Genomic DNA, 15,722 nt, shown 5'->3' on the forward strand with positions numbered 1-15,722 from the left:
AACACTCATTATCCGATTTAAACCAAGGAGGAATGAGGATGAGCCTCGGAATCGATATTCACATCAAAGAATCCGTACTATGCATTCGGTTGACAGGTGAACTCGATCACCATACAGCAGAAACCTTGAGAAAACAAGTCAGTGACCATCTGGAACAATCCGGCATTCGCCATATTGTCATGAATCTTGCAGACCTTTCGTTTATGGACAGTTCAGGGCTTGGCGTCGTGCTCGGCAGATATAAGGAGATTAAACAGCTCGGCGGAGAAATGATCGTCTGTGCCATTTCTCCTGCTGTCAAACGTTTATTTGATATGTCCGGGCTGTTTAAAATCATTCGTCTTGAGCAATCAGAGCAGCGTGCACTTGAAACGTTGGGGGTGGCGTCATGAAAAATGAAATGAATATCCAGTTTACGGCACTCAGCCAAAACGAATCGTTTGCACGGGTGACAGTCGCTGCTTTTATCGCTCAGCTCGACCCGACGATGGATGAACTGACCGAAATTAAAACGGTCGTTTCTGAAGCGGTCACAAATGCGATCATACACGGTTATGAAAACTCAGGGCAGGGAGACGTATACATTTCCGTCACCCTTGATGATCATATCGTCTACTTAACGATTCGTGACGAAGGAGTCGGCATCCCTGATCTTGAAGAAGCGCGCCAGCCCCTGTTCACGACAAAGCCTGAACTCGAGCGGTCGGGAATGGGCTTTACGATCATGGAAAATTTCATGGATGATATCTCGATCGACTCCTCACCTGAGATGGGAACCACAATACACTTAACAAAGCACTTATCAAAAAGCAAAGCGCTTTGCAATTAAGGGAGATTTGTTATGGATGTGGAGGTTAAAAAAGAAAACCAGAACACTCAGCTTAAAGACCATGAAGTGAAAGAACTGATTAAAAACAGCCAGAACGGCGATCAAAAAGCAAGGGACCTCCTCATAGAAAAAAACATGCGTCTTGTTTGGTCAGTCGTTCAGCGTTTTTTGAACAGAGGCTATGAGCCTGATGACCTCTTTCAAATCGGCTGCATCGGCCTCTTGAAGTCGGTGGACAAATTCGATCTTTCCTATGACGTTCGGTTTTCCACCTACGCCGTCCCGATGATTATCGGCGAGATTCAGCGGTTTATCAGAGATGACGGAACCGTCAAAGTGAGCCGCTCGCTGAAAGAACTCGGCAACAAAATCCGGCGGGCAAAAGACGAGCTTTCCAAGTCAAACGGCCGGATTCCGACCGTTCAGGAGATCGCCGATTATCTCGAAATCAGTTCGGAAGAGGTCGTGATGGCCCAGGAAGCGGTCCGCTCTCCCTCATCCATTCATGAAACGGTTTACGAAAACGACGGAGACCCGATTACACTTCTGGATCAAATCGCCGATCAGTCGGAAGAGAAGTGGTTCGATAAAATCGCTTTGAAGGAAGCCATCAAGGATTTGGATGAACGGGAAAAGCTGATTGTTTATTTAAGGTATTACAAAGACAAGACGCAATCTGAAGTTGCCGACCGCCTCGGCATATCCCAGGTGCAAGTGTCGAGGCTTGAAAAAAAGATTTTAAAGCAAATCAAAAACCAGATGGATCAATTTGAAAGCTGATGCTGCTCGGATGTCTAATGAAAAACCGGAACGCTCCAAAAAAGAGCGTTCTGGTTTTTTTGTGGTAATTTATGGTCTTTTGCCGCTTGCTGAATGATAAATGGGATGTACTTCATACTACAACTATAACCATCATATAGGAAGTGACCCAGATGGAACGTCAAGTTTTTATCAGACTCCGCCACCGGCTTGAGGCCGATCCCGATGAATTGATTCTGCTCGGCCATATCGCACAGGTAGCGGGCGACCGCCGATACAAAGAAAAGCTTGAACGGCTGCCTATTTATCAGGTCAGCAAAGCGGATCAAAGCATGGTAGTGTTGGACGTGATGAAGGTGATTGAAGCTGTACATAAATCGTTTCCTGACCTTGACGTCCAAACCGTCGGCGGTTCTGAAACCATCGTGGAGATCCAATATCCGAAAAGGGGTCTGTCTCCCGTACTGTTCGTCGGCGTCTGGCTGCTCCTGTTCGTCGGTGCCGGCCTTGCCGTCATGAACTTTCATGAAGATGTCAGCATGAGGGACGTACACATCTTGCTTTACGAAATGGTGACGGGCAAGGAGAACCGCTATCCATACCTTTTGCAGATTCCGTACAGCATCGGTCTCGGTCTCGGCATGATTTTGTTTTTTAATCATTTATTTAAAAAACGGTTTAACGAGGAGCCGAGCCCTCTGGAGGTCGAGATGTTTAAATATCAGCTTGATTTGGACCATTATGTGGCCTTGCACGAAAACAAAGAAACGACAAAGGATATTCATGATCATTAGCGTAATCTTTATCATCTTTCTCGGACTCGCAGGAGGGATTGCGGTTGGATCCGGCTTTGTCGCTTTTCTTACCGTGCTTGGCATTATCCCGAGACTGACTCAGCTGACGAAAACGCAAGGGTTCATCCAGGCGTATGAATGGGCTGTCATTCTGGGCGCGGTTTTCGGAGGATGGGAATCGCTGAACATGTCCCGCTTTTTTTTATCCAAATGGCTGCTTGTTCCGCTCGGCCTTTTTGCGGGCGTTTTCATCGGAATGCTTGCAGCGGCGCTGACAGAAGTGCTGAACGTGCTGCCGATACTGGCGAAACGCATTGGTATGGGGGACAGGATTTTGATTCTTTTAATGGCCATTGTGTTCGGGAAGATCCTTGGCTCGATGTTTCAATGGCTCATTTTTGTTCATCTGTCATAAAAGGAGGAATATGATGTCAAGTTTGAAAGATAATTACCAATCGAAAGTCAAAGCTTATCAGCCTACGCCGCCTTATGTCCTGAACTGTATCAAGGCTTTTCTCGTCGGAGGCCTGATCTGTGCAATCGGCCAGGCGTTCCAGAATTTTTATATGGCCGTGTTCAACTTTGATGAAAAAACGGCGGGGAATCCGACGGTTGCCACGCTCATCTTAATCTCCGCTCTGTTAACGGGTCTTGGCGTCTACGACAGAATCGGCCAGTTTGCCGGTGCGGGTTCTGCTGTTCCGATTACAGGGTTTGCCAACAGTATGACGAGCGCCGCGCTTGAGCACAAAAGCGAAGGATACGTCCTCGGCGTGGGAACCAATATGTTTAAGCTGGCGGGAAATGTCATCGTCTTCGGCGTTGCGGCCGCTTATATTGTGGGAATGATCCGCTTTGCTTTTGACAAGCTGTTTTAGGAGGAAAACATCATGAAATTAACAGGAAAACAAACATGGGAATTTGAGAACCCGCTGTTTGTTAACTCGAGCGGAACAGCGGTCGGTCCCAAAGAAAAAGAAGGGCCTCTAGGACACTTATTTGATAAAACGTATGATGAAATGCACTGCAACCAGAAAAACTGGGAGATGGCAGAGCGCAAGCTGATGGAGGATGCGGTTCAGTCCGCGTTATCAAAACAAAATCTTAAAAAGGAAGACATCGATATCTTTTTAGCGGGCGATCTGCTCAATCAAAACGTGACAGCTAACTATGTGGCGAGGCATTTGAAAATACCTTTTCTTTGCTTGTTTGGAGCATGCTCGACATCAATGGAATCGATCGCAATCAGTTCGGCATTGATTGACGGAGGTTTCGCAAATCGTGCCTTAGCGGCAACAAGCAGCCATAATGCGACGGCTGAAAGGCAGTTTCGCTACCCGACGGAATACGGGGGTCAAAAGCCGGGAACTGCTACATCCACAGTGACCGGAAGCGGAGCAGTCGTCCTCAGCCAGCAGCCCGGCGGCATCAAAATCAGCAGCGCAACCGTCGGAAAGGTCATCGACTTGGGGATTACCGATTCCCAAGATATGGGATCAGCGATGGCACCCGCTGCGGCGGATACGATCAAGCAGCATTTGGAGGATCTGGGACGCACCCCTGATGATTACGATCTGATTTTAACCGGCGACCTTTCAGGTGTCGGCAGCCCGATTTTAAAGGATCTGTTAAAAGAGGAAGGAATCAATGTCGGGACCAAACATAATGACTGCGGACTGATGATCTATACGCCTGACCAGCAGGTTTTTGCAGGCGGAAGCGGATGTGCTTGTTCCGCTGTCGTCACCTTTGCCCACATTTTTAAAGAAATTGAAGCGGGCAGGCTAAACAGAGTGCTTGTTGTAGCGACAGGCGCTCTTTTAAGCCCGACGATCATTCAGCAAAAAGAATCGATTCCATGCATTGCCCATGGCGTCGTATTTGAACGAGCCGAAAGGGGGAACGCCTAAGATGGAATATGTCATTGCTTTTATTGCAGGCGGGCTGATTTGCGTCATCGGCCAGCTCTTGCTTGATGTCTTTAAAATGACGCCGGCTCATGTGATGACAACTTTTGTCGTATCTGGAGCGATCCTTGACGGTTTCGGCATTTACGACCGTTTTATCGAATTTGCCGGTGCCGGGGCTACGGTTCCGATTGTCAGTTTCGGCCACTCCCTTTTGCACGGTGCAATGCACCAGGCTGAGGAACACGGCTTTATCGGGATTGCCATGGGGATATTCGAACTGACGTCTGCCGGTATATCCTCCGCTATTTTGTTTGCTTTTCTTGTTGCCGTGATTTTTAAACCGAAAGGATAAAGGATAATGCCAGCAAAACGCAAAGTCATTTTGGTCACAGACGGCGATATATACGCTGCAAAAGCAATCGAATATGCAGCAAGAAAAACGGGTGGCCGCTGCATTTCCCAATCGGCGGGGAATCCGAGCGTTAAAACAGGACCGGAGCTTGTATCCATGATCCTAGAAACCCCTCATGACCCTGTATTCGTCATGTTTGATGATTCCGGACTTCAAGGCGAAGGGCCGGGAGAGACAGCGATGAAATATGTAGCGATGAATCCCGATATCGAGGTGCTCGGGGTCATCGCCGTCGCTTCAAAAACTCATTATGCAGAGTGGACGAGGGTCGATGTATCAATCGATGCAGAAGGCGAGCTGACAGAGTACGGCGTCGATAAACACGGCGTCAAAGAGCTCGATGTCAAACGAATGAACGGTGATACGGTCTATTGCCTTGACCAGCTGGATGTTCCGATCATTGTCGGAATCGGTGATATCGGTAAGATGAACAGAAAAGACGATGTGGAAAAAGGGTCGCCGATTACAATGAAAGCGGTCGAGCTCATTTTAGAAAGGAGCGGGTATCATGAGTGCTCAAAAGCAAGAGAAGACGAACATATTCCTTGATCCTTCTAAGAATGAAGCGTATTTCAAGAATCGGGTCGGCATGGGAGAAAGCTTTGACCTTGGCGTACGCAAGGTCTTTATCCTCGGCCATGAAGTTCAGCTTTATTATGTCAACGGGTTGTGCGACACACAATACATCATTCACCTGTTAAGGGAACTGGTGCATCTCAATGATAAAGAAAAAGAGTCGGGAGAGGTCGAAGACATCGTCGAAAACAGGCTTTTGAACCAGCAGGTTTCAAAAGCAGAAACGCTTGATGAAGCGGTCGACCAAGTGTTGTCGGGACTGGTTGCCATCATCGTCGAAGATGCGGGCTTTGCTTTTATCATCGATGTCAGAAGCTATCCGGGCAGAACGCCGGAAGAGCCTGATACAGAAAAAGTCGTACGCGGTGCAAGGGACGGATTCGTCGAGAACATCATTGTCAACACAGCCCTGATCAGACGCCGGATCAGAGATGAACGCCTGCGCTATAAAATGCTTCATATCGGTGAACGCTCCAAAACAGACATCTGTCTCTGCTATTTGGAAGATGTCGCAGATCCCGATCTTGTTGAAGTATTAAAAAAAGAGATTGAAAATGTGAAGATCGACGGGCTGCCGATGTCGGATAAATCGGTAGAGGAATTTCTTGTAGGCCAAGGTTTCAACCCGTTTCCGCTCGTCAGGTTTACGGAAAGGGCGGATGTAGCCTCAAGCCATATTTTAGAGGGGCATGTCATCGTGATCGTCGATACGTCGCCAAGCGTCATCATCACGCCGACCACTTTGTTTCACCATGTACAGCATGCTGAGGAATACAGACAGACGCCGGCTGTTGGAACGTTTTTAAGGTGGGTGCGGTTTTTTGGCATTTTTGCCTCCACCTTTTTGCTGCCGCTTTGGCTGCTGTTTGTCATTCAGCCGTCGCTTTTGCCTGATAATTTATCGTTTATCGGTTTAAACAAAGACACTCATATTCCGATTATCATGCAAATTTTCCTGGCGGATCTTGGCGTCGAATTTTTAAGAATGGCCGCCATTCATACCCCAACGACACTTTCAATTTCAATGGGCTTGATTGCCGCTGTGTTGATTGGGGACATAGCAATCAATGTCGGCTTGTTTTCTCCGGAAGTCATTTTATACGTGTCCCTCTCGGCAATCGGAGCTTACACGACACCAAGCTACGAGCTGAGTCTCGCGAATAAAATGGTGAAGCTGTTTATGCTGATATTGGTGGCGCTTTTTAAAGTAGAGGGATTTGTCATTGGATTAACGATCTTAACTATAGTGATGGCTTCGATCAGGTCATTGCGGACTCCTTACTTATGGCCGCTCCTCCCGTTCAACGGAAAAGCGTTTTGGCATATTCTCGTGCGCACTTCCGTTCCCGGGGGAAAAGTCAGGCCGAGCATCGTTCATCCGCGAAACCGCTCCAGACAGCCGTGAAGACGGTATTCCAAGAGGCTTTTCCCCGGGGAAAAGCCTCTTTTTCAGTAATCGAATCTTTGGATCCCGATGCCTCTGTATTCGTTCGCAGAGATCGCGACCGCCCGGAGGCTGCAGATGTTGTTCTGTCTTCTGATCGGATAGACGACATACAGCATTTCGCGGCCGGACGGGTCAATCGTTGACGAATGAAGGAAAACCTCCGTTCCTCTCCGCCAAAATCTCGTATTCGCCGGAGCTGTAATAATCTGCCCTTCATAAGGCTCGTAAATTCGCTGTTCATGATGTACAGCCGGCTGATAAGGTCCGTATACATCTTCCGGTGTATAGCCTGGAGCCGGGGTGTAGGGGTAACGGTTTGGATACATATGATAACCTCTTTCGTTTTTTTAGGTTTCATCTTTATGATTATATTCAGGTAAATGCCTATTTGTATGGGCGAAAATCTCGGTTTTTCAGCTCTTTTTTTTAATTGAATGGACGTTGTGTATGCCTATTTCTATCAAGTGCTGTTTTCTGTTATTCTATAATCAATAGAATGGATTGGTTTTTTAGGGAATCATTCCCTTTGTAAATCAAGAAAATTTGGACAAATGGTGGTTTAGTTTTTAAAACGAAATGTTATAATACAACATAAGAATCGCACTATCATGAAGCCGGAAGATGCATCGGGCAGCAACCGGACCGCCCCTTGCACCTTTGTAGATAGAGAAAGAGGGAATGACAATTGTTTTTACATGGTACTAGCAGACGAAATGAAAGTGGACACCTCGAAATCGGCGGTGTCGATGTTCTATCATTGGCAGAAAGATACGGAACACCTCTTTATGTATACGATGTCGCGCTGATAAGAGAGCGCGCCCGAAAATTCCAGAAGGCATTCAAGGAAGCCGGTTTAAAAGCGCAGGTAGCGTATGCAAGCAAGGCGTTTTCATCGGTCGCCATGATTCAGCTTGCCGAACAAGAGGGGCTGTCTCTGGATGTGGTATCGGGAGGAGAGCTTTTTACTGCGATCAAAGCAGGGTTCCCGGCTGAACGGATTCATTTTCACGGAAACAATAAGAGCCCTGAAGAACTAGCCATGGCTCTGGAGCATCAAATCGGCTGTATCGTGCTCGATAACTTTCACGAGATCGCCATTACAGAAAAGCTTTGCAAGCAATCAGGACAAACTGTAGACGTTTTGCTCAGAATCACGCCGGGAGTTGAAGCGCACACGCACGATTATATTACGACGGGACAGGAAGATTCGAAATTCGGTTTTGATCTGCACAATGGGCAGGTCGAACAAGCCATCGAACAAGTCCTTCGCTCATCTGCGTTTAAGCTCCTCGGCGTGCACTGCCACATCGGTTCGCAAATTTTTGATACGGCAGGATTTGTTCTTGCGGCAGACAAGATCTTTGAAAAGCTCGCTGAATGGAGGGAGACTTACTCATTCATTCCGGAAGTGCTCAATCTCGGCGGGGGTTTCGGCATCCGCTATACAAAAGACGACGAGCCGCTCGCAGCCGATGTCTATGTTGAAAAAATCATCGAGGCGGTCAAAGGAAATGCCGAGCATTTCGGCTTTGACATCCCTGAGATTTGGATCGAACCAGGCAGGTCTCTCGTCGGAGATGCGGGGACTACGCTGTACACGACCGGTTCGCAAAAAGAGGTGCCGGGCATTCGCAAATATGTGGCCATTGACGGCGGCATGAGCGATAATATCAGGCCGGCGCTTTATGAGGCAAAATATGAAGCGGCCGTCGCCAACAGGATGAACGATGCTTGTCATGATACCGTATCAATCGCAGGAAAATGCTGTGAAAGCGGAGATATGCTGATTTGGGATTTGGAAATCCCTGAAGTTCGTGACGGAGATGTGCTCGCCGTTTTCTGCACCGGTGCATACGGCTACAGCATGGCCAACAACTACAACCGCATTCCGCGCCCGGCCGTCGTCTTTGTCGAGGATGGAGAAGCGCAGCTCGTCATTCAGAGAGAGACGTATGAGGATATTGTCAAGCTGGATCTGCCGCTGAAATCGAAAGTAAAACAATAAAAAAATGGAGATTCCCTAAGAGGGGAGTCTCCATTTTTTATTCAAGCATGAAAAACACTTCCCGGCCATCGGGAGGTGTTTTTTGTAAAAAAGATCATGACATGCATAGAACAGCGACCGGGCTGATTGTATATAATATTGGGAATTTAACAAAAATTTAACAAAGGAGATGGTAAAGGCAATGATCAAGGTGAAAAGGATGAGATTTGCTGATTTCGCGGATTTAGAGGCGGAGTAGATGAAACCGGCCAAAGTATCCCTACTCCACCGCATGCTCCAGTGCCTGAAGCAATGTGTTGATTGTAACATAGTGAAGTGTTTTACAGCAATAAACAGTTCTGTGAATATTTTATTAATTTCAGCTGTGATTTCATTCCCGTGTTCTGCTGCGGCTCATAGTGCAACACAGTCTACTGATAAATATTCAAGCTTTGAAGAATTGGAGCGGAATGAAGATCCGGCGTCTTACCGAATGACGGAGAAGGACGCAAAAGTGCCGATGCTCATCATGGCCATCCATGGAGGCGGCATCGAACCCGGAACAAGTGAAATCGCCAATGAAGTGTCGAAAAATTATTCCTTGTACTTGTTTGAAGGGCTGAAATCATCAGGCAATAGAGATCTTCACATTACAAGCACGCGTTTTGACGAGCCGGCGGCGCTCGCCATCACTGCGAGCCACCAGTATGTCATGTCGCTTCACGGCTATTACAGTGAAGACCGCACGATTAAAGTGGGCGGGACAGACCGCGTTAAAATCAGAATATTGGTTGATGAGCTGAACCGCTCGGGGTTTGCCGCTGAAATGCTGGCGACAGACGACAAGTATGCCGGAACCCATCCGCATAACATCGCCAACAAGTCGCTTTCCGGGCTGAGCATTCAGCTTGAAATGAGCACAGGATTCCGCCGATCTTTATTCGATCGGTTCACACTAAAAGACAGGGCCGTGACGCAAAACGAAACGTTTTACCGATTTACAAAACTGCTGACAGATTTTATTCATGACAACTATGAAGAAGACGGAGGGGACTTCCCCTCTGCAAAAATAAAACACCCCCTTCAATTGAAAAAGGAGGTGTTTTGGTTGTGTTAACCGTTGGACTCTGAGGTGCCGCCGCCGGTGAATACGGAAACGATGGCGTTCCACAGAGACACAAAGAAGTCGATCAGTTTTTGAAGGAAATTTTGTCCTTCTTCAGAATCCAGGAATTTCGTGATTTTATCTTTTGCTTTGTCAAGCTGGTCTCCAACCTGGTTCCAGTCGATATTAATATTTTTCATGTTATTAAATAAAGACATGAGAGATTTTTTCTGATCCTCTGTGAGCGTCACGCCCAGATCGGAAGCAGCCGAATCAATCGTTTTCTCCAATTCCTCTTTTGATTCGGGAACCCCGTTTTTCGAGATTTCTTCCTTGACTTTGGCCATCAGCGCCGATGCGTTCTCACTGCCGATTTTCTCGCCAAGCTCTGAAGTAGTGACTAGCTCTTCATTCGCGACTTTTTTCACGTCTTCGGAGATCTTTTCGCCCGAAGTCGTTTCATAGGCTTTCATTAAGCCGGTCAAAGCGGCCGTGCCTGATACTTCAAATGGTGCGGTGATATAGACTTTAGCGTCTTTTACACCGGCTGTCATCAGCGCGTTTAAATACATTTCATCCGTAATTCTGCTGATATTGTGTGTCTGCACTTCCAAACCGGTGCCTTTTTTCGCTACGGTAATCGAAGAAGAAGAAATCGCTCTTGTTCCGATTTGTGCTTTCGGTATATAATCCCCTAAATATTTATGCTCCTCATCATTTGTCACCTCGATGATGGTCGCATTTTCAGGCGCATTCATTTCTTTTAATACCTTTTGTCTGTCCTGGCTTGACAAGTCTTTCCCCAGCGTGACGATCACATCACCCACTGCGGCGTCAGCAAAGCTGACCTGCGGGAAAATGAGCAGACACAATGCTGTAAAGATTCCTAGTATCGATTTTTTCAAGCTCAATGCCCTCCTTAAAAATGCAGGCTTCAGGCAGAATTGCTGTACTTTTAAAGAAGCCTGCCGGAACGGAAATAATGCGTTCCGAAATATAGACGGATGAAAGATGAGAGAGGTTTCAAAGAAAAAAAGAGATCAATTTCTCTTCAAGTCAAATGCCCTCCCGGTATCGGATCACACCGCCCTTTTATCATTCATGATTTTCACAGGCGATTCAACCTTTTTTTAAAATCTTTTACAAAAGCGATACAAGAGCGCCGTTTATTTCAGGTTGATTGGCTCTGTGCTTCTTCGATATGATATAATGACCCTTGTGAAATGAAAGGAGAGAATCAAGATGGCTAAAAAAGGATACATACAACTGACAAACGGCAAAAAAATCGAGTTTGAACTATATCCGGAAGCGGCGCCGGGAACTGTCGCCAACTTTGAAAAACTTGCAAACGAAGGATTCTATGACGGGTTGAAGTTCCACCGCGTCATTCCGGGCTTCGTCAGCCAGGGAGGCTGTCCGAACGGCACCGGAACAGGCGGACCTGGATATACGATTAAATGCGAGACAGAAGGGAATCCGCATAAACACGAAGCCGGTTCTCTCTCAATGGCTCACGCAGGAAAAGATACCGGCGGCAGCCAATTCTTTATCGTCCATGAGCCTCAGCCGCACTTGAACGGCGTTCACACTGTTTTTGGAAAAGTCACATCAGGTCTTGATGCTGTCACTTCAATGGATCAGGGACAAGGCATGGAAAAAGTCGAAGTATTTGACGCATAATCAGAAAGCGCAGAAACAGCCCGCTAAGCCGGGCTGTTTTTTTGTCTGAAACGGTGTTCATTTTCCAGTTGCAACAGGACCAGGGACCGATTCTTCGACCGCATTCTGCTAGGAAATGACGATGCTAATAAATAAAATAATTGTGAAAAAATGACCCTTTATGTAAAATATATTCAAGTGAAGAGCTAGATAGAGAACGCAATCTGTAAAAAAGGAAGGGGCGTAAGGGGTGAGCGTAAAAATCCCATCGACGGCAGTCGGCGTAAAAATTAATGACTGGTATAACGCGATACGCAAATTCAATGTTACGGACGCCGAAATGCTGAAGGCAGAAATTGAGCGCGAAATTTCTCAAATGGAAGAAGATCAAGACTTATTATTGTATTACGCCTTAATGGAATTCAGACACAGAATCATGCTTGATTACGTAAAACCATTGGAAGAAGGCGAAACCCCGCCTGACTTTTCTGAAATATTAAAAGATATCGAAGATGAACAAGGAAAACTGACAGGCCTGCTTGAATATTATTTCAACTTTTTTAGAGGGATGTATGAATATAAAAACCATGATTATATTAAAGCGATCTCTTTTTACAGGCGCGCTGAAAAAAAGCTGCTGCATGTCGAGGACGAAATAGAGAGAGCCGAGTTTCATTTTAAAATGGCTGAAGTGTTTTATCATATGAAACAGAGCCACGTGTCGATGAACTATGCGCTTCAAGCGATTGAAACCTACCAGGCGCATGAAACTTACACGGTTCGGAGAATCCAATGCGAGTTCGTCATCGCAGGGAACTATGACGACCTGGATTCGAATGAAAAGGCGCTTTCGCATCTTGAAAAGGCGCTGAAGCTTTCACAGCAAGAAGGCCAGCTCATATTGGAAGGACACACTTATTACAATTTGGGAAACTGCTATTATAAGATGGGTGATTTCAATCGGGCGGCTGAATACTTCAACAGAGCTGCTGCGATTTATCAAGAAGAGTCATCAGATATTCTTCCAAAAGCGTTTTTTAGTCTTGCACATGCATATTTCAAGCTGAAGCAGCTGCAACAGGCGGATGACGCGTTAAACAAAGGGATTGACATCGCCCGGCGATCAGACGATTCGATCTATCTATCAAAATTTCATTTTTTGAAAGCCTTGTATCTTGATGATGACGGAAGAGCTCAAATGCTGGAAACTTTTCAGCTGCTCGGGTCAAAAAAGATGTATCCCGATATTGAGGACTTGGCATTGGAAGCAGCTGAATACTATAATGAAATTGGGCGCTTGAGCGACTCTGTTTATTTCTATCAAACGGTATTCAGTGCTCGAAAACAAATGAAAAAAGGGGACTGGTCGTATGAAATCTAAACTGTTGTTAACCGCCGCTGCTTCAGTAGCAGGACTTTCTCTGGCAAGTGCTGTGCTGATGACGCAAACAGATGGTATGAAAGTCGCCGAGAGAAATGTAACGTCCACACCGATGCAAATCGCCGAGAGAAACGTAACGTCCGCACCGGTGAAAATTGCTGAGAGAAATGTAACATCCGTACCGGTAAATGTCGCTGAGAGAAACGTAACATCTGTCAAAACGTCACCGATTCATATTGGAGAACGAAATGTAACATAATATTCCGTCAAAGGGCAGTGCTGGTATATATCAGCACTGCCTTTTTTATGTCCGATAAAAAGAGGATAGATGTGAAGTTTCATTAAGAACACGTAAAAAGTCCCTTTTAGGGGATCTGTTTTTGAAACAAAATGCAAATAAGGACGTATATTCTTGGAAGGAATGCTAAATTTTTTTATAATAAAACTTATCAGAACTGAATAAGGAGATCAATCATGAGGACTTTGGTACTGCTTAGAGGCTGCCCCGGCACCGGAAAATCAACCTGGATCAGGGACCATCAATTGAATCAATATACGCTGTCTGCGGATCAGCTGAGGCTGATCCATCAGTCACCCGTGTTAAATTTGGAAGGGAAATACGACATTTCCCAAAAAAATGACGGCAAGGTATGGAAGCTTTTGTTCACCCTCCTTGAAGAAAGGATGGAAAAGGGGGAATTCACCGTCGTTGATGCCACACATGCGAAACCAAGCATGATTTCAAGCTATAAAACTCTCGTTTTAAAGTATCGCTATAGAGCGTATGTGGTGGATTTTTCCGATATTCCGCTTGAGACGGCTCTGTTGAGAAACCGGGAGAGGGCCGAGCATAAGCGGGTGCCCGACAGCGTGGTTCACACCATGCACGAGCGGATTTTAACCGAACCGGCGCCTTCCTGGACAACGGTCATCAAGCCGGAAGAATTTGACGATGTGATGCAGTATAAGCCGAGGCGGCTCGACAGCTACAAAAAAATACATGTGATCGGGGATGTGCACGGCTGTTTTACGGTGCTGGATTCTTATTTGAAAGGCAGACTCGAAGATGACGAGTTATATATTTTTACAGGTGATATGCTTGATAGAGGAATAGAAAACGCAAAAGTTCTTCAATTCCTGCTCAGTATCAAAGATCGTAAAAATGTGATTTTGCTCGAAGGAAATCATGATAAATACTTGAAGCAATACGGCCATGATGAAGAGACAAGAAGCAGCGTATTCAACAAGAAGACAAAACCGGAATTAGACGAAGCGGGCTTTGACAAAAAAGATATCAGGGAACTGGCCAGACGCTTCCACCAAATTGTCTACTTCACGTATGGAGAAGATGCTTACATCATCACGCACGGAGGCATTTCCGCGCTTCCTGACAACCTTCTGCTTACGGCTACCAGCCAGCTGATCAACGGTGTCGGCGGATATGAGACAGATATCGACCATGTCTTTACAAAAAATATGGAAGGGCGGAACATCATTCAAATCCACGGGCACCGAAACATGTTCCGGCTTCCAGTGCATGCAGCCGCAAAATCATATAACCTGGAAGGGCAGGTGGAGCACGGCGGGCATTTAAGGGTTGTCACCATCGATCGGTCGGGAATTCAAACACATGAGATAAAAAATGATGTGTTTAAAACGTCCGTTCCTTCGCTTGATTCTCATCACGAACACGAGGAGCTGACGGTCGACCATTTTCTAAAGCATTTGGACGAACACGATTATGTGTCTGAGCAAAAATTAGCCGGCGGCATTTCCTCTTTTAACTTTACGAGGAAGGCTTTTCAGGAGAGAAAATGGGACGGCGTCAGCATGAAGGCAAGAGGGCTGTTTATCAACAGAAACACCAAGGAAATCGTCAGCAGAAGCTACAACAAATTTTTCAACATCGATGAGCGCCTGACGACGAAAATGCATGTTCTCGTTAACACGCTGCGCTTTCCGGTCACTGTTTATGATAAAGCGAATGGATTTTTGGGAACGGTCGGCTACAATTCTGAAACCGATGAGCTCGTTTTCACCTCAAAATCTTATACATCGGCAAGCGGACAAAAAGACAGCCATGCGAAATGGGTGGAAGAGCTGTTTCACAAAACGTTTGACGCATCTCAGATAGAGGATTTAAAAGAATATGTAAAAAAACGCAATGTTTCGTTAGTATTTGAAGTCGTGCTGCCAGAAAAAGATCCGCACATTATCGAGTACAAATCGGATAAGCTTGTCCTTCTCGACATTGTCAAAAGACAGATGAAATATGAAAAGCTGCCGTATGAAGATGTCCTCTGTTTTGCGGAGACATTTCGCGTAGAATGTAAGCAAAAAGTCATTTCTTTTGACCAGTGGACCGATTTTTATAAATGGTATCTGTCTGTGTCAAATGACCCGTCGATTGAAGAGGAAGGATATGTGATTGAAGACTCGGCAGGATTTATGACAAAATTAAAACTGCCTTTCTATCAATATTGGAAGTTCGTGCGCGGTATCAAGCACAGACTCGGCGCGGCTGCTGCTCGCTCGCCCCATCACGAGGCCCTGTTCCATTCCGAACATGTGAAGTTGCTCGCCTGGGCCAAAACGAAAGACAGCGAGTATTTTAAAAATCAGTCTGTTATTGCCATCCGAAACGACTTTTACAGCGAAACATAAAGCGAAGAAACCAGAACAAACGGTTTCTTAAAACATAGTTATTTAGACTCAATTTTCAAGCTTGTTTTCACATACACCCCTAAACCAGAATGTACATTCGTAGGTTATAAGTAGTATTTCGTCTGTATATGAAACGATTTCCCTTCATTTTGCGTTATACTTAAAAACCACATATTTTCCGTCTGAATCGAACATGTTTTAT

At 45.9% G+C, this 15,722-nt stretch carries 18 protein-coding genes; 16 read left to right on the forward strand and 2 right to left on the reverse strand.

The features are described from left to right. Positions 1-38 precede the first annotated feature (38 nt). The 10 genes from spoIIAA (at position 39) to MST20_RS15895 (ending at position 6,685) form a co-directional block, all read left to right on the forward strand. The gene (spoIIAA, locus tag MST20_RS15850; RefSeq protein WP_243943342.1) at positions 39-392 is read left to right on the forward strand and encodes an anti-sigma F factor antagonist; all 354 of its coding nucleotides are present in this window, start codon (positions 39-41) and stop codon (positions 390-392) included. Continuing rightward, the gene (spoIIAB, locus tag MST20_RS15855) at positions 389-829 is read left to right on the forward strand and encodes an anti-sigma F factor (protein ID WP_165427471.1); all 441 of its coding nucleotides are present in this window, start codon (positions 389-391) and stop codon (positions 827-829) included. The genes spoIIAA and spoIIAB overlap by 4 nt, the downstream gene beginning before the upstream one ends. A gap of 12 nt (positions 830-841) precedes the next feature. Then, positions 842-1,609, forward strand: a complete 768-nt coding sequence (sigF, locus tag MST20_RS15860) for an RNA polymerase sporulation sigma factor SigF (protein WP_020452031.1) — start codon at positions 842-844, stop codon at positions 1,607-1,609. 152 nt (positions 1,610-1,761) lie between these two features. Then, positions 1,762-2,382: a stage V sporulation protein AA gene (locus MST20_RS15865; RefSeq protein WP_020452030.1), complete on the forward strand. Its 621-nt coding sequence runs from the start codon at positions 1,762-1,764 to the stop codon at positions 2,380-2,382. After that, complete coding sequence (locus tag MST20_RS15870; protein WP_145653094.1) at positions 2,372-2,797, forward strand: stage V sporulation protein AB; 426 nt, start codon at positions 2,372-2,374, stop codon at positions 2,795-2,797. Before MST20_RS15865 ends, MST20_RS15870 begins: the two co-directional genes overlap by 11 nt. Positions 2,798-2,810: 13 nt before the next feature. Continuing rightward, complete coding sequence (gene spoVAC, locus MST20_RS15875; protein ID WP_154994246.1) at positions 2,811-3,260, forward strand: stage V sporulation protein AC; 450 nt, start codon at positions 2,811-2,813, stop codon at positions 3,258-3,260. A gap of 12 nt (positions 3,261-3,272) precedes the next feature. Next, on the forward strand, positions 3,273-4,292 hold the full coding sequence (spoVAD, locus tag MST20_RS15880) for a stage V sporulation protein AD (RefSeq protein WP_243943345.1): 1,020 nt from the start codon (positions 3,273-3,275) through the stop codon (positions 4,290-4,292). Position 4,293: 1 nt separating this feature from the next. Then, complete coding sequence (gene spoVAE / locus MST20_RS15885) at positions 4,294-4,644, forward strand: stage V sporulation protein AE (protein ID WP_154994250.1); 351 nt, start codon at positions 4,294-4,296, stop codon at positions 4,642-4,644. A gap of 6 nt (positions 4,645-4,650) precedes the next feature. Next, positions 4,651-5,253 (forward strand): stage V sporulation protein SpoVABEA, encoded by a 603-nt coding sequence (spoVAEA, locus tag MST20_RS15890; protein ID WP_243943347.1) that lies wholly within the window; start codon positions 4,651-4,653, stop codon positions 5,251-5,253. Further along, entirely contained in the window at positions 5,213-6,685 is a 1,473-nt protein-coding gene (locus tag MST20_RS15895) for a spore germination protein (protein ID WP_243943349.1), read from the forward strand. Before spoVAEA ends, MST20_RS15895 begins: the two co-directional genes overlap by 41 nt. Before the next feature lie 44 nt (positions 6,686-6,729). On the opposite strand, the gene MST20_RS15900 is transcribed toward MST20_RS15895, so the two are convergent. Next, a complete protein-coding gene (locus MST20_RS15900; protein WP_243943351.1) occupies positions 6,730-7,053 on the reverse strand; it encodes a hypothetical protein in 324 nt (107 codons plus the stop codon). Positions 7,054-7,412: 359 nt separating this feature from the next. On the opposite strand from MST20_RS15900, the gene lysA reads away from it, so the two are divergent. Together lysA and MST20_RS15910 are read left to right on the forward strand one after the other, a co-directional pair. Then, the gene (lysA, locus tag MST20_RS15905) at positions 7,413-8,732 is read left to right on the forward strand and encodes a diaminopimelate decarboxylase (protein ID WP_243943353.1); all 1,320 of its coding nucleotides are present in this window, start codon (positions 7,413-7,415) and stop codon (positions 8,730-8,732) included. Positions 8,733-8,970: 238 nt separating this feature from the next. Further along, positions 8,971-9,828 (forward strand): poly-gamma-glutamate hydrolase family protein, encoded by an 858-nt coding sequence (locus MST20_RS15910; RefSeq protein WP_243943355.1) that lies wholly within the window; start codon positions 8,971-8,973, stop codon positions 9,826-9,828. Here MST20_RS15910 and MST20_RS15915 read toward each other — a convergent pair. Then, positions 9,825-10,721, reverse strand: a complete 897-nt coding sequence (locus MST20_RS15915) for a DUF1002 domain-containing protein (RefSeq protein WP_020452020.1) — start codon at positions 10,719-10,721, stop codon at positions 9,825-9,827. The genes MST20_RS15910 and MST20_RS15915 overlap by 4 nt on opposite strands. Positions 10,722-11,058: 337 nt before the next feature. Here MST20_RS15915 and MST20_RS15920 point away from each other — a divergent pair, with 337 nt between their 5' ends. The 4 genes from MST20_RS15920 to MST20_RS15935 all read left to right on the forward strand — a co-directional run bounded on the left by MST20_RS15920 (position 11,059) and on the right by MST20_RS15935 (position 15,520). Then, positions 11,059-11,496 (forward strand): peptidylprolyl isomerase, encoded by a 438-nt coding sequence (locus MST20_RS15920; protein WP_165427460.1) that lies wholly within the window; start codon positions 11,059-11,061, stop codon positions 11,494-11,496. Positions 11,497-11,725: 229 nt separating this feature from the next. Beyond that, positions 11,726-12,856 carry a response regulator aspartate phosphatase gene (locus MST20_RS15925; RefSeq protein ID WP_243943357.1) on the forward strand — a complete coding sequence of 377 codons (1,131 nt, stop codon included), beginning with the start codon at positions 11,726-11,728 and terminating at the stop codon, positions 12,854-12,856. Further along, positions 12,846-13,115 (forward strand): hypothetical protein, encoded by a 270-nt coding sequence (locus MST20_RS15930; protein WP_243943359.1) that lies wholly within the window; start codon positions 12,846-12,848, stop codon positions 13,113-13,115. The genes MST20_RS15925 and MST20_RS15930 overlap by 11 nt, the downstream gene beginning before the upstream one ends. Positions 13,116-13,330: 215 nt before the next feature. Beyond that, positions 13,331-15,520 carry an RNA ligase gene (locus MST20_RS15935; RefSeq protein WP_243943361.1) on the forward strand — a complete coding sequence of 730 codons (2,190 nt, stop codon included), beginning with the start codon at positions 13,331-13,333 and terminating at the stop codon, positions 15,518-15,520. Positions 15,521-15,722 lie beyond the last annotated feature (202 nt).

The sequence above is a fragment of the Bacillus sp. B19-2 genome (assembly GCF_022832475.1).
Classification (GTDB): domain Bacteria; phylum Bacillota; class Bacilli; order Bacillales; family Bacillaceae; genus Bacillus; species Bacillus paralicheniformis.

What these genes read in the sequence shown, in the direction of transcription:
- spoIIAA (WP_243943342.1), top strand. Translation starts at nt 39, where the DNA reads ATGAGCCTCGGAATCGATATTCACATCAAAGAATCCGTACTATGCATT.
- spoIIAB (WP_165427471.1), top strand. Translation starts at nt 389, where the DNA reads ATGAAAAATGAAATGAATATCCAGTTTACGGCACTCAGCCAAAACGAA.
- sigF (WP_020452031.1), top strand. Translation starts at nt 842, where the DNA reads ATGGATGTGGAGGTTAAAAAAGAAAACCAGAACACTCAGCTTAAAGAC.
- MST20_RS15865 (WP_020452030.1), top strand. Translation starts at nt 1,762, where the DNA reads ATGGAACGTCAAGTTTTTATCAGACTCCGCCACCGGCTTGAGGCCGAT.
- MST20_RS15870 (WP_145653094.1), top strand. Translation starts at nt 2,372, where the DNA reads ATGATCATTAGCGTAATCTTTATCATCTTTCTCGGACTCGCAGGAGGG.
- spoVAC (WP_154994246.1), top strand. Translation starts at nt 2,811, where the DNA reads ATGTCAAGTTTGAAAGATAATTACCAATCGAAAGTCAAAGCTTATCAG.
- spoVAD (WP_243943345.1), top strand. Translation starts at nt 3,273, where the DNA reads ATGAAATTAACAGGAAAACAAACATGGGAATTTGAGAACCCGCTGTTT.
- spoVAE (WP_154994250.1), top strand. Translation starts at nt 4,294, where the DNA reads ATGGAATATGTCATTGCTTTTATTGCAGGCGGGCTGATTTGCGTCATC.
- spoVAEA (WP_243943347.1), top strand. Translation starts at nt 4,651, where the DNA reads ATGCCAGCAAAACGCAAAGTCATTTTGGTCACAGACGGCGATATATAC.
- MST20_RS15895 (WP_243943349.1), top strand. Translation starts at nt 5,213, where the DNA reads ATGAGTGCTCAAAAGCAAGAGAAGACGAACATATTCCTTGATCCTTCT.
- MST20_RS15900 (WP_243943351.1), bottom strand. Translation starts at nt 7,053, where the DNA reads ATGTATCCAAACCGTTACCCCTACACCCCGGCTCCAGGCTATACACCG.
- MST20_RS15910 (WP_243943355.1), top strand. Translation starts at nt 8,971, where the DNA reads ATGAAACCGGCCAAAGTATCCCTACTCCACCGCATGCTCCAGTGCCTG.
- MST20_RS15920 (WP_165427460.1), top strand. Translation starts at nt 11,059, where the DNA reads ATGGCTAAAAAAGGATACATACAACTGACAAACGGCAAAAAAATCGAG.
- MST20_RS15930 (WP_243943359.1), top strand. Translation starts at nt 12,846, where the DNA reads ATGAAATCTAAACTGTTGTTAACCGCCGCTGCTTCAGTAGCAGGACTT.
- MST20_RS15935 (WP_243943361.1), top strand. Translation starts at nt 13,331, where the DNA reads ATGAGGACTTTGGTACTGCTTAGAGGCTGCCCCGGCACCGGAAAATCA.